This is a genomic window from Prosthecobacter sp., assembly GCF_044222565.1.
Classification (GTDB): Bacteria; Verrucomicrobiota; Verrucomicrobiia; order Verrucomicrobiales; family Verrucomicrobiaceae; genus Prosthecobacter.
Genome location: NZ_JBGANA010000024.1, coordinates 20,511 through 41,750 on the forward strand (window position 1 = coordinate 20,511; position 21,240 = coordinate 41,750).

General features: G+C 56.4%; 17 protein-coding genes. 16 read left to right on the plus strand and 1 reads right to left on the minus strand.

Annotated features, from left to right (window positions below):
- Nucleotides 1-8: 8 nt before the first annotated feature.
- The gene (locus ACILSR_RS26395) at nucleotides 9-890 is read left to right on the plus strand and encodes a hypothetical protein (RefSeq protein ID WP_395752813.1); all 882 of its coding nucleotides are present in this window, start codon (nucleotides 9-11) and stop codon (nucleotides 888-890) included.
- Nucleotides 887-2,071, plus strand: a complete 1,185-nt coding sequence (locus tag ACILSR_RS26400) for a glycosyltransferase family 4 protein (RefSeq protein WP_395752814.1) — start codon at nucleotides 887-889, stop codon at nucleotides 2,069-2,071. The genes ACILSR_RS26395 and ACILSR_RS26400 overlap by 4 nt, the downstream gene beginning before the upstream one ends.
- On the opposite strand, the gene ACILSR_RS26405 is transcribed toward ACILSR_RS26400, so the two are convergent.
- The gene (locus ACILSR_RS26405) at nucleotides 2,019-3,311 is read right to left on the minus strand and encodes a glycosyltransferase family 4 protein (protein WP_395752815.1); all 1,293 of its coding nucleotides are present in this window, start codon (nucleotides 3,309-3,311) and stop codon (nucleotides 2,019-2,021) included. The genes ACILSR_RS26400 and ACILSR_RS26405 overlap by 53 nt on opposite strands.
- Here ACILSR_RS26405 and ACILSR_RS26410 point away from each other — a divergent pair.
- The 14 genes from ACILSR_RS26410 to ACILSR_RS26475 all read left to right on the plus strand — a co-directional run bounded on the left by ACILSR_RS26410 (nucleotide 3,304) and on the right by ACILSR_RS26475 (nucleotide 21,236).
- Nucleotides 3,304-4,155, plus strand: a complete 852-nt coding sequence (locus tag ACILSR_RS26410; RefSeq protein WP_395752816.1) for a hypothetical protein — start codon at nucleotides 3,304-3,306, stop codon at nucleotides 4,153-4,155. The genes ACILSR_RS26405 and ACILSR_RS26410 overlap by 8 nt on opposite strands.
- Complete coding sequence (locus ACILSR_RS26415) at nucleotides 4,122-5,306, plus strand: acyltransferase family protein (RefSeq protein ID WP_395752817.1); 1,185 nt, start codon at nucleotides 4,122-4,124, stop codon at nucleotides 5,304-5,306. Before ACILSR_RS26410 ends, ACILSR_RS26415 begins: the two co-directional genes overlap by 34 nt.
- A gap of 77 nt (nucleotides 5,307-5,383) precedes the next feature.
- Complete coding sequence (locus tag ACILSR_RS26420) at nucleotides 5,384-6,148, plus strand: class I SAM-dependent methyltransferase (protein ID WP_395752818.1); 765 nt, start codon at nucleotides 5,384-5,386, stop codon at nucleotides 6,146-6,148.
- Nucleotides 6,145-7,476 (plus strand): glycosyltransferase, encoded by a 1,332-nt coding sequence (locus ACILSR_RS26425; RefSeq protein WP_395752819.1) that lies wholly within the window; start codon nucleotides 6,145-6,147, stop codon nucleotides 7,474-7,476. The genes ACILSR_RS26420 and ACILSR_RS26425 overlap by 4 nt, the downstream gene beginning before the upstream one ends.
- Nucleotides 7,477-7,500: 24 nt before the next feature.
- On the plus strand, nucleotides 7,501-8,445 hold the full coding sequence (locus ACILSR_RS26430; protein ID WP_395752820.1) for a class I SAM-dependent methyltransferase: 945 nt from the start codon (nucleotides 7,501-7,503) through the stop codon (nucleotides 8,443-8,445).
- A 33-nt stretch (nucleotides 8,446-8,478) separates the two neighbouring features.
- Complete coding sequence (locus tag ACILSR_RS26435) at nucleotides 8,479-9,636, plus strand: glycosyltransferase (RefSeq protein WP_395752821.1); 1,158 nt, start codon at nucleotides 8,479-8,481, stop codon at nucleotides 9,634-9,636.
- A gap of 578 nt (nucleotides 9,637-10,214) precedes the next feature.
- Nucleotides 10,215-10,514 (plus strand): hypothetical protein, encoded by a 300-nt coding sequence (locus ACILSR_RS26440; RefSeq protein WP_395752822.1) that lies wholly within the window; start codon nucleotides 10,215-10,217, stop codon nucleotides 10,512-10,514.
- Nucleotides 10,468-12,306 carry a hypothetical protein gene (locus tag ACILSR_RS26445; RefSeq protein WP_395752823.1) on the plus strand — a complete coding sequence of 613 codons (1,839 nt, stop codon included), beginning with the start codon at nucleotides 10,468-10,470 and terminating at the stop codon, nucleotides 12,304-12,306. Before ACILSR_RS26440 ends, ACILSR_RS26445 begins: the two co-directional genes overlap by 47 nt.
- A gap of 18 nt (nucleotides 12,307-12,324) precedes the next feature.
- Nucleotides 12,325-13,098 carry a polysaccharide biosynthesis/export family protein gene (locus tag ACILSR_RS26450; protein ID WP_395752824.1) on the plus strand — a complete coding sequence of 258 codons (774 nt, stop codon included), beginning with the start codon at nucleotides 12,325-12,327 and terminating at the stop codon, nucleotides 13,096-13,098.
- 55 nt (nucleotides 13,099-13,153) lie between these two features.
- Complete coding sequence (locus ACILSR_RS26455) at nucleotides 13,154-15,433, plus strand: polysaccharide biosynthesis tyrosine autokinase (protein ID WP_395752825.1); 2,280 nt, start codon at nucleotides 13,154-13,156, stop codon at nucleotides 15,431-15,433.
- A gap of 154 nt (nucleotides 15,434-15,587) precedes the next feature.
- Nucleotides 15,588-16,904 (plus strand): O-antigen ligase family protein, encoded by a 1,317-nt coding sequence (locus ACILSR_RS26460; RefSeq protein WP_395752826.1) that lies wholly within the window; start codon nucleotides 15,588-15,590, stop codon nucleotides 16,902-16,904.
- A gap of 742 nt (nucleotides 16,905-17,646) precedes the next feature.
- Nucleotides 17,647-18,810, plus strand: a complete 1,164-nt coding sequence (locus ACILSR_RS26465) for an endonuclease/exonuclease/phosphatase family protein (protein WP_395752827.1) — start codon at nucleotides 17,647-17,649, stop codon at nucleotides 18,808-18,810.
- 237 nt (nucleotides 18,811-19,047) lie between these two features.
- A complete protein-coding gene (locus ACILSR_RS26470; protein ID WP_395752828.1) occupies nucleotides 19,048-20,073 on the plus strand; it encodes a glycosyltransferase in 1,026 nt (341 codons plus the stop codon).
- The gene (locus ACILSR_RS26475) at nucleotides 20,070-21,236 is read left to right on the plus strand and encodes a glycosyltransferase family 2 protein (protein WP_395752829.1); all 1,167 of its coding nucleotides are present in this window, start codon (nucleotides 20,070-20,072) and stop codon (nucleotides 21,234-21,236) included. Before ACILSR_RS26470 ends, ACILSR_RS26475 begins: the two co-directional genes overlap by 4 nt.
- Nucleotides 21,237-21,240: the final 4 nt, after the last annotated feature.

Here is a 21,240-nt window from a genome sequence, read left to right on the forward strand (position 1 = left end):
CGTTGATTATGGCCATTAATTCAATCAGTGCCGAGCTTCTCCTCAGTTGCCGCAAACTCCAGCCTCAAGCATCCGATTTCCTGATGCTTGGCAGGCAGTGGTTGCGGCTTTCGGTCAATCAGGCCGCAAGGCTGTCGCTGGAGCATAAGATCAACCTCGAAGATCTGGCCGATCCCAAATTCAGCGACACCGTCTATGCTGAGCCTTTGCTGACCAGAATCGGATTCCAGCGCGTGGAGTCTCTGGACGCCACGGCTTATCAGGGCGCCGGCCTCGTTCATGACCTCAATCTTCCATTGCCCGCTGATAAGCAGGAGCAATGGGACTGGGTCTTTGATGGTGGCTCCCTCGAGCACGTCTTTGATTTTCCCGCCGCCATTCGCAACTGTTCTGCACTGCTGCGTCCGGGCGGTCTCTTCATCACCATGTGCCCGGTGAACAATTGGATGGGCCATGGCTTCTACCAGTTCAGCCCCGAGTTGTTCTTCCGCGCGTTTGCTGCCGAGCATGGTTTCCAGGTGAAGTTTGCCGCACTCGCCTCCCACGGCCCCCCTGAGACTTTTTACTCCTTGCGTGATCCGGCTGAAACCGGAAAGCGTGTTCAGTTCAATCCGCCCGGCCGCCTCAGTCTGCTGTTTGTGGCGCAAAAGAGTGCAGGCGCAAACATCACCGAGGTGCAGCAGAGCGACTATTCCGAACGCTGGGCGCAGAACGATGAAACCGGCAGCGTGAAATCCTCCAGGCAGGGATCACGTCTTGCTGCAGTTGTGCCGGCCCCTCTTCGAAAAATGCTCAGCCAGTGGCGTATCAAACAGCGTCGCCTGCGCGAGAACACCCGCGGCATTGACCAGCATAAAACCTTGGCTGCCGCGTGGGCTGCGAAAAAATGAGTTCCGCCCGCAAGCTCCGCATCCTCTTTTTCAGCAGCCATTATGGCATCGGCGCTGCCGAAAGTCTCTGGCTGCAAACCGCCGCCTGCATGGCGCGTGCTGGCCATGATGTGAGCGCGGCCGTCTGCTGGCGTCGTTGGGATCCCGCCCGGGTGAGCGAGTTGCTTCAGCTCGGCGTCCCAGTTTGGCGGCTCGCCCGTTCGTTTGCCATGCAGCGTTTCGTACGTCCGCTTTTCGCCAGGGGCAGGGCGGAGAGATGGATCGTGCGTCAGCTTACATCCGGCGCTGACCGGCCTGATCTGGTGCTTGTTTCTCAGGGAAATGATCACTCCTGCCTGCCTTGGCTGGAAGCCTTTCAGGAAGCTCGGCTGCCCACCACCGTGGTCACCCATGGCATTATTTCCAGCGACTGGCCCAATGACAGCCAGGCCGAACGCTTGCGTCATGTCTTCAGCCGGGTGGCCGCCAGTTTTTGGGTTTCGAAAGGCAACCAAACAGACTTTGAGGTCCAGATTGGCCAGCATCTTCCCCAGGGCCGTTTGGTGTGGAATCCCATCAAAGTGAAGCGCGGTCCATTGCCCTGGCCTGGCACACAAAAGGGCTGGCGGCTGGCCTGCGTGGCGCGCATTCAGACCCGGCCAAAGGGGCATGATCTGCTCATCCAGGCGCTCGCTGCTCCTCAGTGGCGTGATCGCGATCTGACCCTCTCCATCTTTGGGGAAGGGGAGAACAGGCAGGGCTTGGAGCGGCTTGCCTCCATGCTGGGCATTGCTGACAAGGTTCGATTTCCCGGCCACGTGGAGAACGTCGAGGACATCTGGCGTGATCACCACATGATCGCCCAGCCTTCACGCAATGAGGGCATGCCTCTGTCTCTTGTTGAAGCCTTGATGTGCGCGCGTCCGGCTCTTGCCACCGATGTCGCCGGGCATGCCGAAGTCGTCCGCGATGGTGTGGACGGCTTCATTGCCGAAGCTCCTTCCGTCCGACATATCAATGAGGCGCTGGAACGCGCCTGGCAGCTCCGTCAGCAGTGGCAGCAGATGGGAGAAAGTGCCGCGAAGAATCTTCTTCAAATGATCCCGCAGGATCCCGTCGCTGCTTTTGCCGAAGATCTCTGCAAGCTGGTCAGCCCGCGTGGACCAGACATCGGTACAGCGCCGCGTAGCGATCCAGGGTGAGATTGAGGTCAAAATGCTCACACGCTCTCGCAAGGGCGCTCGCTCCCATGCGGGAGAGGCGGACTTCATCCCCCTGAAATTGCAGCAACTCCTGCTCCAGTCCTTCGACCGACCGTTCAACGATTTGATAGTGCACGCCGTTCTCTCCCAGTTCGTCTTCCGGAAACCCTTGGAACCGTGTCAGCAGGCAGGGCAGTCCGGAGGACATGCCTTCCAGGACCACATTCGGCACACCTTCCTTGGATGAGGGCAGAATCAAAAGGTCCGACGCACGCATCCAAAGTTCAATCTCAGAAGTGTGTTCGTGGTGCATCAGTGTCTCGCTGGCAATCAATGGGGCCATCAAACGACGCAGATTTTCTTGAAAAACTCCAAGTTCTTCACGCTGGTCATTCTTCACCACCGTCGGGCGGTCAAACGCCCCGAGCATGACGAGCACTCCCTGGGTGCCGCTCTTCTGCATGCGGCTCCACGCTTCTACCAGCAGGTGCGCTCCTTTTCGTTCGGTCATGGTTCCCACAAACAGCACCACCCAGGCTGTTTCAGGGAGGTTAAGTCGCCGTCTCAATTCAACCTTTTCGCCAGCGTCCGCGGCAGGACGGAATCGCGAGAGATCCACTCCATGTCCGATCTGATGCACTCTGGAGGTCGCCACACCGGCTTTAACGAGCCATTGCCGCATGGATTCCGAGCCTACGACCGCGGCTGCGAACGGTCGAAAAAGCTGCCGCAAACGCCAGGCGCTCAGCCATCGCCGGAGCATTCCGGCCTTCGTGGATTCCACTTCATTCATCGTGCCCAGGTAAACCACCGGAATGCCCTGGCCCGCCATCCGGCTGATATTTTTGACTGTGTGGGAGCCAAGCAGATTGGTTTGCAGCACCCGCCTCCCGGCAGGCAGTCTACGCAGGCAGGATTCAGCCTGCACGAAAAGACTGACGTCGTCTTCTTGCGGAGTGCCAGTTCTTTCCACACGGGTGATCTCCGTGCCGTCCTCCAGCCGCTCTGTCTTCGGCAGCCCCTCTCGCCAGAAACAGATCACATGCATCCTCACCCCGCGGACTGCCAGGCCCGGAGCGTAACGCCGCATTCGTTCGGCAGCCCCTGCCAGAGTGGGCCAAAATTGGCGCATCAAAAGGCAGACGTGAATAGTTTCTTCTGGCATAGAATCTTCTATCAGGCACCCAACTAAAACCTGCCAGCAAATTTTTGACGCTGCGGTTATCTCAACTATGTCCACCCTTTCTGCATCTGTCGGCCAATGGTATTGGAAAGTCCTTTCCTCCTACAAGGTCAACAAAGTCCGCACCTGGTGTCATGGAGTTTTGCAACCGTGCAAAGATCCTCGCATTGTGTGGGTCTTCGGCTGCCAGCGCTCAGGGACCACGATGCTGCGCAACTTCATCGGTTTTGATCCGCGCGTGAATGATCAGGGGGAAGGGGATCCGCCTTTCTTCCAGCAGCTGCCGGTGGAAAACTTGCAGTACCTTCGTCTGCATCCTGATGCGGAGGTCGCCCGTTTGCTTGCCGCGCAGCGCAGCCAGGTGGTCCTCCTCAAGCCTCTGCATGACAGCCAGCGCGCCTCGTCTCTTCTCAATGCATTTCCGAGGTCCAAGGGGATCTGGATTTTTCGCCACTATCGTGAAGTGATCCTCTCCCACCTCACCTATTACAAAGGGCGTTACGAGGCCTTTCCTTATCTGCGTGATCTGTTTGAGATGAATCAGGAGTCGTGGAAGGCGGAGGGATTGGGGGGCGAAATGCGGAGCTTCATTCTAGAAAACAAGGCCCTGGCCACCACCCCCACTGCGGCCTTTGCCTTGTTTTGGCTGGCCCGCAACTCGCTGCTGTTTGACCAGGACCATCCCGACTTGATCGCCGTCAATTATCATTCCCTCGTCGAGCAGCCCGCCAGATCGCTTGAACTGCTCGGCAGGCACATTGCGCTTGACCTGAATGACGCCTACGCCCGGTTTCCTCAGCGCGTTGACCGTGAAAAGCCTCTGCCCGATGCCATTCCCGATCCAATCTTGGATGCCTGTGAAAAAATGTGGCAACGGTTGAAAAGCCGGTCCGCCATCTAGTGCGTTATGGCGGCTATTTTAAATGGTGCTGCAATATCGAATTGCTGTCGCCTTCAATACATAAGGGAACATTGAATAATTCACCATCTACCTCAGCAGGCCAAAAGCCGCGATTTCAACTGCTTCACTTGCTCCGGGCGCTCGCCACGCTGCTGATCGTCCTGCATCATGTGAACATGATGGCGGGCAAAAACTACGGTGTGACCCTGTTGCCGAAAGTTTTCGACAGGTCAGATTTTCGAGTCGACTTTTTGTTCGTCCTGAGCGGCTTCATCATCACCTGGCTTTATGCGGACAAGTGCGGCGGGGGGGGCGGCGTGCTGTTTCTGCAAAAGCGGCTGACGCGTGTCTATCCCCTTCTTTTCACGCTGACATCCCTCAAGCTCTTGTTTTTGCTGCTGGTGCCCGCAGGGCGCTGGCTGAATGAAACCATCTCCCTGAAATTGGTCCTGACCTCTTATCTCATGCTGCCCACGGACGGCTACCCGCTGATTTTGGGCGCATGGATTTTGCCTTTTGAAGTCTGCTTCTATGTTCTTTTTGCCATCGCCATATCAACGAATGCAAGGGTGGTGCTCATCGTTTGCATGCTGTGGTCTTTGGAGATCATCGGGTTTCATCTCGGCGGATTTGCGGAATCCTATTCGGTTGCCCCATTCTTCATGAGCATGCGCCACGTTCAGATCATGGGAGGGGTTGTCACCGCGCTTTGGTTGCGGCGGCATCCCTCGGGCAGGTGGATGCTTCCCTTCCTGCTGCTGTCCTCCCTGCTTTTCACCCTTGGTTTTGTCTATGGAGAAGAGATGCAGGAATACAGCAAGCTGGTTCGCCGGACTTGGTGGCTCCTCACATTCGGCACTTTGATTGCAGGCTGCGTCCTATTGGAAAAAAAATTCTCAAAGCCCTATCGGTTGTGGGGCTGGTTGAACAGTCTTGGCGATTCGTCGTACTCCATCTTTCTCACCCACAGTCCGTTGTTGCTGCTTGGCCTGCAGGGATTGCATCGCATGCATGTCTTGTCCGGACCGATGCAGAACGCATGGATCCTTGGCGTGGCTTTCTTTGCGACGTTGCTAGGAGTTTTGTGCCATTACTGGCTGGAAAAGCCGCTGATCGAATGGGTGAAACTCGCGGGGCGTCGCGCCCATTGATCCCTTTCGGCAGTAGAACTTCTCTCCCTGCCAGCCTCAGTTGCTGAAGACATAAACACGCTGCACACCGACCATTCATGAGCCAGTCTCCCACCCGTCAAAATATCTCTTTGGGGCGCCTTTTCCTGCCCGCAAGTCTCAGGCAGCGTTTCGAGTTGGAACGCTATCATGTCTGCGAATTCGTGCGGCGCGAAGCCATCCCCGCGTTGCACTCCGGCATGCAGGTGCTGGACGCTGGCTCGGGACGTTTGAAAGAGCAGGTCATGCGCGAGGAACTCCTGGCCTCCGGGGCCACGCTCCACACGCTCGACTTTTGCGCAGGTCCTGGAGTGGATTTCGTTGGAGACGTTTCCGATCTTCCCTTCAAGGAGGGAAGTTACGACGCGGTCATCTGCACCCAGGTCTTGGAGCACGTGAAGTCACCCCCAAAAACCGTCTCGGAGCTTGTTCGTGTTCTGAAGCCGGGCGGCATGCTCTACCTCACCGCGCCTCAGTCCGCGCCGCTGCACAATCTCCCATGGCACTTTTTCAACCCCACAAAACTCGGCATCCAGATGCTCCTCGAAGACTTGGGGATGGAAGTGGTCAAGATCAAGCCGCAAGGGTGCCACTTCAGCCAGCTTGCCACAGTGCTTCATTTCACGGTGCCAGTGCTCCAGCAGTCCAGCCTGCCAAAGATTGTGAAGTTTCCGGCCGAACTGGCGGCACGTTTCCTGTTCGGATTCGTTGCCAAGCTGGTGTTGATCCCCTTGGATAAATTTGACACCCAGTGTAAAAATGCAGGCGGGTGGTGCTTCGCCGCACGCAAACCCCAGAGTTCGCCCAGCACGCCTTCTTCATGAGCCGGTTGCTCAGATTTCTGCCCGAACGACTGCAGGATGACTTGATGCACAGCCGCACATTGCGCGGCGTTTGTGCTCGCGGTGCGGCGGCCGTTGCCGGCATTGTCCTAGGTCCGCAGCGGCAGCTGCGCTGGTTCACCCGCGCTCTGGAAATGAGCGGGTCGCTCGAGTTCCATCAAAAGATCGCCTCGCGTCTCCAGCAGCGTGGCGTCTTTGAGAAACGAACTCCATGGGTGGAAACCGTAAGGTCCAGTGGTCGCTATCGGGAGCATTTTGGGCGGCGCTCAACACTGAATCGCAGTGTCATCCTTAAGGCACCCGGTGCCGATGGCGAAAAAGGATTGCTGCTGATGACCTTCGAGTACAACTGGGCCCGTTTGTGTCTCGGTTTGAACGAAGAAGAACTGGCCTGGATGGCCGCCAACTTTAACTTTGTGTTCTCCGCCAGTTGGTCGCCGACTGACTACGCGGTCTTGGGTTTGGTCGTTGCCTCTTTCCCTGGAACTCTCTTCGTTCAAAGCTGCAACTACGGCGAACGCCAGCTCATCGAAGCTTTCCATCCCCGGCTGCGCTGCCTTGAAACTTTGCCCTGCGATTGGATCAGCCCCGGCTCCCACCTTCCAAAGCCCTTCGCTGAACGGTCCATTGACCTCCTCATGGTGGCCAACTGGGGCCGGTTCAAGCGCCATTGGGAGTTCTTTGAAATCCTCGCGCAGCTGCCCGCGGATCTTAAGGTTCATCTCATCGGACAGCCCGCCGAAGGTCGTGACAGCAATTTCATCCGTCAGCTTGCCAGACAAAAAGGAGTGCCTCAGCAGCTCACCATTCACGAACGTCTTCCCATCCAGGAAGTGGCGGCATTGCAGGCGGATGCACGAGTGTCCGTCATTATGAGCCGAAGGGAGGGCTGCTGCGTGGCCGCGGTCGAATCACTCATGGCAGGCTGCGCCCTTGCCATGCGCGATGACGCGCACGTGGGCCCCGTCGAGTACATCAATCCTCAGACCGGCGCCCGCTTGCGGCCGGGGCATCTCGCCGAAGATCTGCAAAACCTCCTCCAGCGCGCTCAACAGACCGAACCACGCCAGTGGTGCTTGCAGAACGCATCCGGCGACACTTCGTGGCAAAAACTGAACCGCCTCATTCGTGAGCATGAACTCGCCAGTTCTCGTCCTTGGACCCAGGACCTCGCCGTCCCCAGCTGGCGTCCTCACCCGACCTTCCGCCATGCCGAAGAGCAGCAGCGCCTTCGCCCCATCTACCACGAGCTCCACTTGAAATTCCCGAAGGTATTCGCCGAAGACTTGGCGGAGAACAGCTGGAAATAACCCTTTCATCCTCATCGCACATCCATGTCATCCTCTAACATGTCCAACAAACTCGATTTAACACCTGCCACCTGCCCGGTTTGCAGCAACTCCGTCAGTGCAGGATTCTCCGTTGAAGGCGTTGGGACATTTCACCAGTGCGGTAAATGCGGCTTCATTTTCGTCCCCGAAACCAAAAGCGAAGATGCGAACCTGTATGATGAAACCTTCGGCTCCACGAACATTCATCCCACCTATCGCAAGACCGCCAATGGCTACATGATCAAGAATGAGGAGAAACTGAAGGCTCTGCTCAAAAGGTTTCAGCCCTGGCACAAAACAGGGCGCATTCTGGATATTGGCTGCAGCGCGGCCTTCTTCATGCACCTGGCCCAAAAAAATGGCTGGCAGGCCGACGGCGTCGAGATCGCTCCTTGGGCGGCCGAATTCTCAAACAAGGAGCTGGGTGTCCGCGTTTTTTGCGGCATGCTGGAGCAGGCTGCCTTTCCTGATAACACCTTTGATGTCGCCTTCAGCAGTCACGTGCTGGAACACATCTCGGATCCAAAAAGCCTGCTTCTTGAGATGAAGCGCGTGCTGCGTCCTGGCGGCTTGCATGTATCTGTCGTTCCCACTCAGTTCGCCTCTCCAAGCTGGCGCTTGCAAAAACGCTTCATTGGCGATCCTCCGCCAAAGCACGTTTCCTTTTTCGACAAGAGCAGCTTCACCCGCCTCGTTGAGGACGTCGGCATGGAAGTCGTCAGTGTGGAGTACAACGTCGAGCTCACTCGCCTCTATGAACTCACGCTCGACCGTGAGGCCATGAAAAAGCGCTGGCAGGACAAGCTCGCCGTAGCGCAGCAGGCCTCCCCCGCGCGCCCCCAAAGGCTGCCCGGTTGGGCGAAGGCCTTCGCCAAGAGCGGAGTTAATTTCGTCGGAAATGCCTTGGGTGCCGGAGATGAGCTTCTTTGCCTTGCGGTGAAGAAGTAAGAGTTGAACTCGCCGTTTTCTTTCCACGCCAAAATGCCGCCACCTGAGTCCACAGCTTCTCGCTCGCCGATACGCATCCTCGAAGTGGTGGATACCCTGGACGCAGGCGGCATGGAGAAGCAGTTGGTGGCGTTGATGAACAAACTAGGGGCAGGCGAATTCGAATTCGAAGTTTGTTGCCTGAGACATCCCGGAGTCCACGCCTCCAGCCTCGATCCTGCTCACGCCGTTCACTCCATTGGTAAGCCGGAAGGCTTCCGGTTGGACGTGGCGCTAAAGCTTCACAGGCTGATCCGGCGCGGCTTTGATCTGGTGCACACCCACAACATGGGTCCCCTCATCTATGCGTCGATCGCCACCCTCGGCGGAACTCTCTGCCCCATCTTCCACGGCGAGCACGCCCAGTTCACTCCTTCGGACGCAAAACCAGGGAAGGTCTTTCAGCGTCAGTGGTTGTATCGCTCCTGCAGGGCCATTCACACCGTCTCATCGCAGCAGTGCGATGAACTGCGTGCCATGCACATCAAGCATCCCGCCATGTTCCCGCTGATCAATGGCGTGAACATAAAAAACTTCCGGCCCGCTGCGGACGCATCCGAAAAAGCAGCCCTCCGCTCCGCTCACGGCGTTCCTTGGCCAGACGGCAAAGTGCTGGGCATTGTCGGACGTTTCGGTTCTTTCAAACGTCATCTCGAACTGATCGAAGCCTTCGAGCAGATTGCGGAAGCGCATCCTGACTGCCGGCTCGTGGTCGTGGGCGATGGCGGCCCAAACAAATCCCAGGTGTTGGAAAAGATGCGCGCCTCCGCCTTCGCCTCCCGAATGTTTTGGTCCGGTCATCAGCAGGACGTCGCTCCGTTTGTCCGAATGCTTGATCTGCTCGTGGTTGCCTCCAGCAACGAAGGCCTCTCAAACGTCACCCTGGAGGCTTTGGCCTCCGGCGTTCCCGTGCTCAGCAATACAGTTTGCGGTGCCGATGAGCTCATTCAGCACGGCCAGGGCGGCTGGGTGAAGGATCTGTCCACCGTCAGCCGCCTGGCCGGAGCCCTGCGAGATTGTGTCAGCCTTTCAACGAGCGAGCTTTATTCCGTCGGTGTCCGCGGAAGGCTGCGGGCTGAAACCCTGTTCTCTTGGGACGCAATGGCCCAGAGGTATGCCGATCGTTTCCGGCGGCTGACGCACCGAGCGTAGCTCGTGACTGGCTCCTCATCAGTTGGGCTCCACAGTTGCCGGTAAAGCTGGCACCGGGAGCTTCGTTCGGCGTTTGCCAAAAAGCGCTCGAGGCGCTGCGGGAAAACTGGCGGTTGGCACCGGACCGGGAACTTAACGCGGCAGCCGTGCCGTCGTCCGACGGATCCGGCTTTCGGCGGTGAATCCGGCCCGTCTCATTACCCGATGCGGTGACTTCGGTCGGATCCCGGGCCTGAATCTCAGCCCCCGTCAGCTACTCGTGGAAAGGCCCCCGCAACCTCAAAATCCCATCGGGTTTTCCCCCACCTCTCCGGAAAAGTGTCGTGGCAGGGTTCCCCCTCTTCAGTGTGGTGCGGCCACCCTATTGGTGGAAAAGCTAATATGGCACTAGGAACACATCTATGAACATTTTTGCGGTGATCATGTATGAAATTGGCGCAAAAGTAGCTTGCATCGGCTTTGTAGTTTGGCATGTGTGCGGTATGTGCTCTTTTTCCGTTCGGACGCTAACCCAATGTCTTTAGTTCAATTTGTTGACTGCTTATCTAAAGTGACAGAGCCTCGATCCTAAACACGCCATGAAGCGCTTGTTTCTCAATATCCTACACGCATCCCCCCAAAACACCTCTGACTTGGTGCTTTTGTTGGTTGTAGCTGTTTGGGTTGTCATCTGGGTCCTTTTGGCCGCGGATGTCGCCAAACACAGCGAAGGCTTCTTTTGGAAAGTTGGTTGGCTCGTATTTTGCTCCATTCCAATTTTAGGAGGATGCCTATACTCGATTCGTGAACTAGTTAGAGCGGATTGGTCATCGGCATTTTCCATCCGGCGCCATGATGCGGCTGCTAAAACTGCAAAATCTGCAAAAAATCATAAATAAACGATCCTTTCGTTTGGTAACTTTATTTCGCGCGACTAAGCAAAAGTGCCTAAATTATTCTTCAAAGATGAGGCTACAAACATTGATCTATTCTTGGGTTTCGATTACCTGCCTGTCTTTCTCGGTAGCGAGTGCTCAGCAGCAAGCCGGTAAGCCGGGCCCTTTGTACGGTGGAGATTACGATTATACTAGGAACGGCTTCTACCGAAGCAGCACCGATCCTGCTGTAAACGCAATTTTCGACACTCTCGGCACTGTTTCGGGAGCGGTTTACGACACTCAAAACGTCCTCAACCATGCGACTTCCTTCGCCTTGTGGAGGAGTGAGGATTCCAACAATTCAACCGCTGTGTCCGGTGGCATCGGCTTGCAGCTTCGGGGCCCGTTTCAAACCCAGGCTCTCCTTGGCCCCCAGTCGGCTCGCAGCCGGTGGATGTGCTACAAATTCGGTCCCTTCTACATCGACAACATCTCCGCCAATGCAGGGATGATGTACTCTGACTACCAGGGCTTGTCCCCATATGGCGGGTTCAGCGGTGTGCAGGGGTCGGACAATTGGGCGGCTATTGTTGGCCTGAGTGCCCGCGTCTCGTTCAATATCAGCAATCGCTTTGCATTCACTGCAAGCCCCTACGTCTACTGGTTGCCGCTGACGGGGCAGGTGGGCTGGGCCGTTGGTTTTCCTGGTTACGCTTTGTTCGGTGGGCAGATCGCTCCCCGGGCGCTTTTTGAAACCGCTTATCGCCTCCCGATTGAGGACGGGGTTGAGCTTGCTTTCACAGACCGTTTCTCCGCAATCTTCCTGCAGTCCAATCTGCTGAATGAATCGATGCTTTACCAGCTCAATTTCATGGACACCACACCACTTGATCGCGCCGGGCGCTATCAGTTTGGAGTGGGGGCCGTGCCGTTCGATTCGACGGGAAATCCCAATTTCTCGCTCAACAGCAATCCTCTCAGCGCCGACCGCTTCCTCTATCAAAACCAATTCGGGGCCGCATTGCGCGCCAGGCTCGCGGAGAACGTTTACTCAAACACTTATTTCAACCGTTACGACTGGTGGAATAAGAATTTTGAGCACATAAATGCTTGGGACACTATCGGGACCATTCTGTTGAGGCAGGGGCCTTTCATCTCGCCTTACGCGATGTATGAGGCGAACATTCAGGAGCAGACCAAGCTTGAATACCATCAGGCCCTGATTGGCGCGAACGTGAACCTGAACGCGAACACTCTTGTTTATGCTCAGGGCGGGTGGCTCTGGTCGCACAGCGCCGCCGCTGCGGTGAATAAATCCTCGGACACCTGGATTGCTCAGGGTGGCATGAGGCAGCGTATCGGACCTTACACCGTTCATGGGATCGATGCCGGTAAAATGCCCTTCCAGGGTGGCTTTGGCGGCGCCCGTTATGTCAGCACTTTCGTTCGCTACTACGTGAGCCAGCAGCTCGGTGCACGCATCTCGTCAAATTTCTACGTGGAAAAGGCGGATCTCACTGCCATCGGGCAGGACAAGGGAGACAGGCAGTTCCTGACGGCTGGTGTGATGACCCGTGTGGCGCTCTCGGACCGTTCAAATTTGGGACTCCTCGTCACCTATGACGATGTTGACCTTCCTCAGCTCAACCGTGGCTGGAAGATGTGGACCTATCGTGCCATCTACATGCGGCAGTTTTCGGACTCCGTGCAGGGCCAGATCGCATACCAATATCAGCAGGCTGGAGCAGGTCGCTCTCCGTTGGATCATTTCCAGGAGCATTTCCTGTTCATCGGCGCCACAAAGCGCTTCTAACAGGTTGAAAATTAGGACTTGTTCGGCCCGTTCTGCTGTTGCGGACACCCACGTTCGCGTTATTCTAAAAACCACTTTATGATTTCCCCGTACCGTCGCGCGCAGTTGCGTTCTTTGATCCTATGTCGTGCCTCTGTTTTGTTCGCCCTCACTGCTGTTTTTGTCACTTCCTGCAACACGGGCAGAAATGGGCTGCCGAATGATGGGGATCTGCAGGCGACACGTCCTTCACAGGGCATCGGCTCCCGGGGATATCAGACCAGTGTCGGGGACGCCCTTGATGTCTTTATTCTGGAAGATTCATCGTTCAACGGCATGTATGTCGTGCGCCCCAGTGGCGACATCATTCTGCCTAAAGCGGGACGCATCCAGGTGGTCAACATGACCTTGGAGCAGGTCGAAGCCTCGGTTCGCAATGTGTTGCAGAAGAACCAGCTAACCAAGGCGACGGTCATCGTCGATCCCGTCCGCCGCGGTCCTGCGGAAGGGGATAACAGTGCGGGTGTGGCAGGTCTGACCGTGTACCTGTCAGGCAGCGTCATGAAAAAAGGCCGCTGTGTCATTCCCTTCGTTGGCAATGGGCGCGTTACCGCTTATCAGGCCATCACGGATGCAGGCGGCTTTGCTGCTTTTGCCAACAAGCAGAAAAGCTATGTGCTGAGAAGGGATCCCACTGGCATGACCCAGCGCATTCCTGTGAATTTTGTGACCATCGAACGTGGTCAGGACAGGGATGTCATCCTGCAGGATGGTGACACGATTGTTGTCCCTCAGAAGGTGTTCGGCTTCTAAGTCGGTCCCCATGTGTTTGTCATTCTGAAATTAGAATTCCTGCGCGGAGATACTCATGGCAACGACTAAAAAGTTTCTATTCACATTTCAGGACATCGTTCAATACGCGTCCAGGTACGTGAAGTACTGGAAAGTGGCTACCCTGTTGTTTCTTCTCGGACTGGTCGTTTCATTGGTCTATTACACCTACGGTCAGCCGACATTCTACTCCCGTTCGTTGGTGACGTTTACCAACCTCACGCTTCCCGTGAAATCTGAAACTTCAGATGCTCAGGGGCGTGGCCGGTATGCGCAGATTGAGTTTCAGATCATCACGGCCCTGAACTCCCGTTGGCTTTTGGAACGCACCGCTGAGCGCCTGGGCATCGTCAAGACGGCAGGGCAGTACGAATACATTCGCGAGCAGTTTGTCTCCAAGGTCGAAGTAACTTTGCTGCCCGGAGACATGGTGCAGATTGAAATCTACGCCTACCAGCCCAGGTGGGTGCGTGAATGGCCTGAGGCCATGCTCGAAGCCTACCGGGAATCCACGGTGCAGGCCAGGGCTTCCCATCGTGAAGCGGCGTTCAAGGCATATTCGGCGGAAATGGTCAAGATCAAGGAACGCATCAACGCCTCCACAGTGGCACGGTCAAAATTCGAGGAGGATCATCAGTTGATCGAACAGTACGTGGAGCACAACAGCCTCGAAGCCGTGCCCAGCGAGATGCTCACCGCGCGCACCAGGCTGGACAATATGGCCCAGGTGCTGAAGCTCTTGGAAAATCCTTCCATGTCCATCATGGACCGTCTTGCCGTGATCAAGCGTTTTCGTGGCACCCCTGTCCCCGTTGGCAGCATCGTCCGTAGCAGCCCTTTCGGAGACAGCCTTATCGCCAAATCTTCCCCGGATTCAGTGTCGCCGGCCGCTGGTATGACGTCCAACGTTCAACAGCCGAGTGTGGGTTCTGGAAATGACCGCAAGTCTCAGATCATCGTGTTGCCTTCGATGGTTGAGGAGACCGAGCCTTGGGAGGAGTCCGAACGTGAGCTTCGTCACGCACTGCTGGAAAAAGATCAGCTTTCGAAAACTCTGCTTCCTGGCCATGAAAAGATGCGCGCTCTCGATCTGCGCATTCAGAAATTGGAGGACTCCATCGCCGGGGAGTTGAAGACTGCCGTGAACTCATTTCACTTGGAGTATCAGCAGTTGAAAGACCGCTACAGTGAACTCATCACCAAAATGCCGGACTACCGCCGAGTATTAACGGACTTTGATCGCTACAAGCAGGACTTCTCGTTGATGTCGGAAACTCCCAATTTCTGGGAGGCCGCTTACAAGGATCTGCAGCAGAGGCTCTCCACGATGGAGCACACCGGCGTTGACATGAGGGTGGAGTTCGATTTTCAAGGCTTCACCTTGATGCGGGACGATGTGCCTTTCAGTCCTAACAAATACAAGCTTCTCACCTACGCCCTCCTGCTTGGTGTCGGATCTGCTGGGGCAGGATGCATCGGCTTGGAGCGGCTGCGTTCCACCACCTCGCTTGTGGTCGAGACTGAAACCCTGACCGGCCGCAGCGCACTTGGCGTCATTCCGCTCATCAAAGACAGCGAGTATTTGAATCCTTGCAACACTGCGGAGAAGGCGCCGGATTCGTCCATCAATCTTTCCGAGACCTTCCGCATTGTCCGCTGCAGCATTCCCTTGCACGTCTCACGCGACAATCCTTGCAAGGTGATCATGATCACAAGCTCCCGGCCAGGGGAGGGGAAGACTTCGGTGAGTACTCTTCTCGCCAAATCCATTGCGGAAAGCGGCCAGAAAACTTTGCTCATCGACGGCGATTTGCGCCGAGGCCGTATCCATCGGATGTTCGACCTGCCAGCCGACAAGAAGAATCTCGGTTTGGCTGGATTCCTCGTTTCGGATGATTTGGGCACTGATGACATCATTATCAAATCCGTTCTGCCGGATCTCGACCTCATGGTGCGCGGCAGTGGAACCGATTCACGCTTGGACCTCTTGAGCTCCACCAAGCTCGAATCCCTGTTTAACCAGCTGCGGGACAAATACGACAAGATTATTGTCGATACTCCGCCCATTCTTGGTCTGGCAGACTCCATCATGCTTGCTGCTCACGCCGACGGCGTCGTGTTCGTGCTGCGTGCGGACAGCACCTCTCAGAGGGACATCCTCACGGCCTTGGACGTGTTGAATTCCGCGCATGCGACCATCTACGGATTCATTTTGAACGGCGTGGACCTCTCAAAGGTGGAAAACTATTACTATTACGCTTCATACTATCCTAAATATTATGATCCAGCTTACCTCGCTCAGTCTTCAGCGAACTAGCTTTGTGATTGTGTCAACTTCACCGGGTCTGCCTCTGCTGGCAGACTGATCCATTGTGGACCTGTTCGCACTCTGCCTGGCCATCTTGCTGTGGCTCATACGTCCACAGGATTGGATTTCCGCGTTCGCAGGTTTCGGGTTCATGACCTGGGCCATGCTTCTCGCCTTCTTTGGTATCTGGCGTCGCCCCCAAGGCTTTAAAATCAAAGACTGCTTGAAAAGTCCCTCGGACTACCTGGTGCTCGCATACCTGGGGTGGATCATTTGGACTACCGGAGATTACGTCAGCACCACCAAGGCCATGATACCCTTTGCGGGTTTCTACTTCGCCACCGCCCTTAGCCTGTCCTCGCTGAAGAAAATGGGCACTTTCCTGAATTGCTGGGTCGTGGGACTGATTGTGGTGGCCATCTTTGGCATCTCCACTGAGCTGGGATTCGAACTCGCCCCTGGCTCATCCAGACTGACTGAGAGCTTTTTTGGGCGTCTTGCGCTCAATACATGGATTTACAACAACCCCAATGCTCTCGGCCACGGCGTCGTAATTCTTCTGCCCCTTGGCTACTACTGGTTCGTGTGGAAGCGGGGCCTCACCCTGCGTGTCCTGGGCTTCGCGGGCATTTCGGCGGGAGCATATTGTGTTTATCTAACCCAGTCGAAAGGTGCCTACTTGTGCGGAGCCGCCGCTGCCGCAGTGGGGCTTTTGTTCAAGAAGGCACGCTATGTGCAGGTGTTCCTGCTCTCAGTCATGCTGACCGCCGGCATTGGCGCATTGAAGCTTTTGCCCCGAATGGAAAGCCTGAGCGCCAAGGAGGATGGCATCGAGGGCCGGTTGATGATTTGGCAGCTCGCCTACAATGCCATGCAGGGCACATTTTCAGGAGAGGGGTGGAAACGCTTTGAAGCCTGGATTGAAACCGAACAGTATGGGTTGATCAAAAAGGCCACCCACGGTTCCTATGTCAATGTTGGCGCGGACCTCGGGTATCCCGGGCTGTTCCTTTTCGTGGGTATTTTGTATGCCTGTTTTCGCACGGTGTTGCAGGCCCGTCCTTCGGAAGATGATCTCGAAGGTCAGCGCATCCAAAAGGCCCTGTTGACCCTGGTGAGTGGATACGCCGCTTCGGCATGGATGATTGATCGCGCCTATCACACAGATTACTTTTTCATCGCCGGTGCCTGCGCTGCATATCATCGCTTGATGACCGCAGCGGTGGTTCCATCTTCGGAACACATGGAAGTGCCTGCCAGCACAGCAGGGGCTGCCCCGGTCGAATCTAGGGCATTGGTGCCAGTTGGGCCAGGGAACGGACCGCTGGAACTTGCGGTCGGGTCCGAAGCAGGGGGGGAACCCTTCCTTGGTTTGGCCTGGCGCAGGATAGGGCTGGTGGACCTCACCCTCATCACAGTCAGTTTCTACGCGGTGGTCTATTGCTGGCACTATCTGATGACGAACTTCATCCAGATCTAGAGCATGCGGTTTGCTTTTGCACTTTCCGGCAGGCAGGCGCTTCGGTGGCCGAACCTGCGCTAGGGCGGCGCACGGTCACTAAGCAGGCTGGCGACCGATGCAGCCATTGCGGCCGCTCTTCCGCCCGCCGCGCAATCAATACAAGATTTTTGAGCGTAGGTCCCGGTCTGAATCTCGCCGGATCTACGACGTCTGCGTTTCTATAGGCCCCTAGGCTGTAGCGGTGATGGAAATGAAGGTTGACATGAGGATGCCTTGTGAATAAGGGTCTCGGTTTGTGGTTCGTTATAAACGTATGTATTTCAAAACTGGCCTTAGTATAATCGAAGCATTAATTGTACTATCCATTACTATTTTGCTTGGGGTTATTGCGGTTCCGGTGATAATGACTCGCTTAGAAGGGGTGCGTCCTGAAGAACAATACTCCAGGCCCCCGGACACTCCGCCTGAGGACAAGGTGCCTGAAAAAAAAGTCGCCCCTATCGACCTCCCGAAGCCCGAGCGTCCGTCTCTTCCTCCTCTGAAGAATGAGGGCGGCGTTGGGAGCAGCAAAGAGGGAGTGCCTCTGGACGTTCCAACCTCTCCGGGCTCAAGCGCTCCAAAATAACCTCACAAAGCCTCGGCACCGAAGATCAATTGGCGCTGATTCAAAGACATGTCTGACAATGGCGATCGGTCTTCTGACCAGCCTTCCCCCAGCAAAAGGAGGGTAAGGCGGCAGAGGTCGCTATTTGAGAAGATCTTGATTAACAGGATCCGGCTGGACCGGCAGGGAGCCCGTCAGCAGCCCCAGGAAATCGAACCCGTCGAGCTGAAGCTGCCGGCTCCGCAGATCCCCACGGGTCTGTTGCACAAGGTTCTCCACTATCTCAGGCTTGCGGTTCGGGGTTTGATCATCCTGTGCCTGGTCTTTTTCGTTTTGCTGATCGCCGGCTTCCACGCGTGGGGGCAGTCGAACATCACCTTTGCTGCGCTGATGTATCTGCCGCCATGGATCTGGGTGGTCCCCTTGTTTCTGCTTTTGGTTCCCGCGTTGATTCTTGACCGCAAATCTGCTTTCGGCCTGGCTCTGGCCATCGTCCTCTTCTTCGCCTTTCACATTGATATTCGATTGTTTGGACCGGCGGCCCCTGAATTCAACGGAAGCTCCACGACGCTGAAGGTGATCACATGGAATCGCGGGCAGGACAACGGGGTGTCACTGCGTCCCATCAAAGACTCACTGCAGCCCGATTTCATCACACTGCAGGAAACCCGCGGCCGTGGTTATGCGGGCAGTCCCGATTATGCAGAGTTCACTCAGGTCAGCAACATAGGAGAGTTCGTCTTGCTCAGCCGCTGGCCCATTCTGGATGCGTCTCCTGTGCTCTTGCCTGGCTCCAATGCGGTGTCGGCCGTTCGGTACCAGGTTTTGTTCGAGGGTGGGCCCTTGATCATTTATAACGTCCATCTTCCCAGTCCTCGGTCAGTGCTGGATTCCTACAAGCGTGGAGCATTTCTTTGGGGAATCATCGGTTTTCCAGGCTCTCCTTGGGAGTCCAAAAAAAAGCACTACCAGGCGTTTTGGGACCAGCAGATCCTCATCGCTCAAAATATCGCCGACAATGTCGCAAAGGAGAAGGATCCCGTGCTGGTGCTGGGAGATTTTAACACCCCGGCCTTCGGTCCCATCTACCGAGTGTTTTCCAGTCAGTTTCAGGATGCCCACTTGAAAGCAGGGGATGGCACTGGATATACCTTTCCCGGCAACACCCATAATCCTCTCGCATTGTTTCGGCCATGGCTCAGGCTGGACATGATCTTTGCCTCGCAGAGCTTGAATTTATGGGGTTGCAGGACCATGGAAACCCAGTCCCAGCACCGCCCTGTGTTTGCCGAGTTTCAATGGTCGGGTCCGAAGCCGTAAACACCTGATGATGCACGCTCTCCCATGAGAATCCTCTGGATTAAAACAAGTCCTTTGCATCCGCTCACGCGGGGAGGGGACCTGCGCACTTTTCATCTGCTCCGTTGGTTGAACCGGGACCATGAGGTGACGTTTGCCGGGATGGTGGCGGACGAAGGCCAGATAAACGCATCGCAGAAGTCAGGGGAATATTCACGGTCCGCTTCATGGACGCATGTGCCAAGAGCCTCGCTGCAGATGCCTGCGCATCGCTTTCTGCTGGGGGCTGCGTTCAACCTGTTTTCTTCGCTGCCTTATGCATCGGCGCGCTTCGAGTCTGCAAACTGGCGTGAAAAAATCCGCCAGCTGCTCAAAGAGCAGAAATTTGATCTTCTGGTCTGTGACTTCCTTTTTCCTGCGGTAAGTCTGCCTTGGGATGAAAAGGAGCTGTCAGCAATCCCCTGGGTGATTTTTCAGCACAATGTGGAGTCGATGATCTGGCTCAGACGCGCCGAAAACAAGCGTGGTCTGGCATCCTTTTACTGGCGCAACCAGTGGAGTCGGATGAAGCGGCACGAGATGGAGATGTGCTCCCGGTTTGATGGCATCATCACCGTTTCCGAGAAGGATGAATCGATCTTCCGCGGCGACCTCGCGTTGACCAATGTACTGGGCACGGCGCCCACAGGGGTGGATTTGGAATACTTCCAGTCGTTTCCCAGGACTTCCTCCGCCGTTCCCACCGTCATGTTCATGGGCTCCATGGACTGGTATGCCAATGTGGACGGCGTGAACTGGTTTGTCGAAGCTGTCTGGCCTCTCATCCAGCGCGAGATGCCTGAGGCCCGTTTTGTCATCGTGGGACGCAAACCACCTGCCGAAATTCAGGCCCTCGCCACCACTGGCAGAAACATCGAGGTCACCGGCACCGTGCCGGATGTGCGGCCCTACCTGCGCGGCGCGGACGTGATCGTCGTGCCGCTCCGCATCGGTGGCGGCACACGCTTGAAAATCTATGAAGCCATGGCAGCCGAAGTGCCCGTCGTTTCCACCACCATCGGTGCCGAAGGGCTGGACGTCAAAGATGGCCGCCACGTCCTGCTGGCAGACACCGCTGAGGACACTGCTGTAAAAGTCTTGCAGGTGCTTCGTACTCCCGGCTTGGGTGCGGAGCTTGCCTCCCATGCTCTGGAGGAAGTCGCCCGCCCCTGTTCCTGGGAAGCGTCTGCCGGAGTCTTTGAGAATGCCTGTGTAAGTCTCATTCAAAAGCGCAGCCAGTCATGATCGCCACTGCGTGGATCATCGTCATTCTCGGAACCCTGGCAGTGCTGCACTGCTACGTTTTCTACCCTCTCTGGTGGCGTTTCATCGGCGCTCGCCGGCCGTTGCTCCCTGTTCCACCCGAGCAGGACGAGTCCTCCCTCCCAACTGTCTCCGTCATTGTCGTCGGTTACAATGAAGCCAGATGCATCGCCCGTCGTGTCGAGAATCTCCTGCAGTGTGACTATCCCGCTGACAAACTGGAGATCATCATTGCCTCGGATGGCTCTGACGACGGCACCGAGCGCCTCGCCTCGGGCAGTCCTCGCGTGCAGGTCCGCCACTTCACCGAACGTCGCGGCAAGGTCCGCGTCCTCAATGACGTCTGCCCTCAGGCCAAAGGCAGCATCCTGGTGTTGAGCGATGCCAATGTGGACTTCGCTCCTGACACCCTGCGCCGCCTCGTCACTCGCTTCCAGGATCCCAAAGTCGCCTGCGTTTGCGGCAAGCTCTGTTTCCGCACCCGAGAGGGAGAAGCCCACACCGAGTCAGAAGGCGTTTACTGGAAACTGGAAACCTGGCTCAAGCAGCATGAAGGCGGCCGCGGCGTTCTCCTCGGTGCCAATGGCGCCAACTACGCCCTGCGCCGCGATCTATGGACCGGCTGCCCTCCCGAGATCGTGGTGGAGGATCTCTACGTTCCGCTTCGCCTTCTCATGGATGGGTGGCATGTGGTCTTTGAATCCAGCGCGCTCGCCTATGAAGATTTGCCGCCGGCTTTGGCGGATGAATTTGGCCGCCGCATTCGCATCGGGGCAGGGGACTTTCAGATCCTTGCCAACTGCCTGCCATTGCTGAATCCGACACACAACTTGGCTGCCTGGGTCTTCTTTTCGCACAAAGTTCTGCGCTGGATCGCCCCGTTTTTCATGCTCGCCACCTTGCTCGGAGTGCTCTTCCTGTGCCTCCTGAAAGCCCCCGGCTCCATGCTTCTGGGTGCGGCATGCCTCGCCATCATGGCACTCACTGCCACCGGTTTCTCCTCCCTCCGCCTGCCCGGTCCGCTGGGCCGGCTGGCTTCTGTAAGCGCCTACTTCGCCACCATGAACGCCGCCCTCTTCTTCGGCTTCTTCCGCTGGCTCCGGGGCGGCCAGAAAACCACCTGGGCCCGAACCCGTAGAACCTAACTTA

Bases quoted from the DNA above. Each gene is read 5' to 3' on its own strand.
- ACILSR_RS26460 (WP_395752826.1), top strand. From the start codon at position 15,588: ATGCTTCTCGCCTTCTTTGGTATCTGGCGTCGCCCCCAAGGCTTTAAA.
- ACILSR_RS26445 (WP_395752823.1), top strand. From the start codon at position 10,468: ATGATGCGGCTGCTAAAACTGCAAAATCTGCAAAAAATCATAAATAAA.
- ACILSR_RS26425 (WP_395752819.1), top strand. From the start codon at position 6,145: ATGAGCCGGTTGCTCAGATTTCTGCCCGAACGACTGCAGGATGACTTG.
- ACILSR_RS26395 (WP_395752813.1), top strand. From the start codon at position 9: ATGGCCATTAATTCAATCAGTGCCGAGCTTCTCCTCAGTTGCCGCAAA.
- ACILSR_RS26475 (WP_395752829.1), top strand. From the start codon at position 20,070: ATGATCGCCACTGCGTGGATCATCGTCATTCTCGGAACCCTGGCAGTG.
- ACILSR_RS26435 (WP_395752821.1), top strand. From the start codon at position 8,479: ATGCCGCCACCTGAGTCCACAGCTTCTCGCTCGCCGATACGCATCCTC.
- ACILSR_RS26400 (WP_395752814.1), top strand. From the start codon at position 887: ATGAGTTCCGCCCGCAAGCTCCGCATCCTCTTTTTCAGCAGCCATTAT.
- ACILSR_RS26440 (WP_395752822.1), top strand. From the start codon at position 10,215: ATGAAGCGCTTGTTTCTCAATATCCTACACGCATCCCCCCAAAACACC.
- ACILSR_RS26470 (WP_395752828.1), top strand. From the start codon at position 19,048: ATGCCTGCGCATCGCTTTCTGCTGGGGGCTGCGTTCAACCTGTTTTCT.
- ACILSR_RS26455 (WP_395752825.1), top strand. From the start codon at position 13,154: ATGGCAACGACTAAAAAGTTTCTATTCACATTTCAGGACATCGTTCAA.
- ACILSR_RS26430 (WP_395752820.1), top strand. From the start codon at position 7,501: ATGTCATCCTCTAACATGTCCAACAAACTCGATTTAACACCTGCCACC.
- ACILSR_RS26410 (WP_395752816.1), top strand. From the start codon at position 3,304: ATGTCCACCCTTTCTGCATCTGTCGGCCAATGGTATTGGAAAGTCCTT.
- ACILSR_RS26420 (WP_395752818.1), top strand. From the start codon at position 5,384: ATGAGCCAGTCTCCCACCCGTCAAAATATCTCTTTGGGGCGCCTTTTC.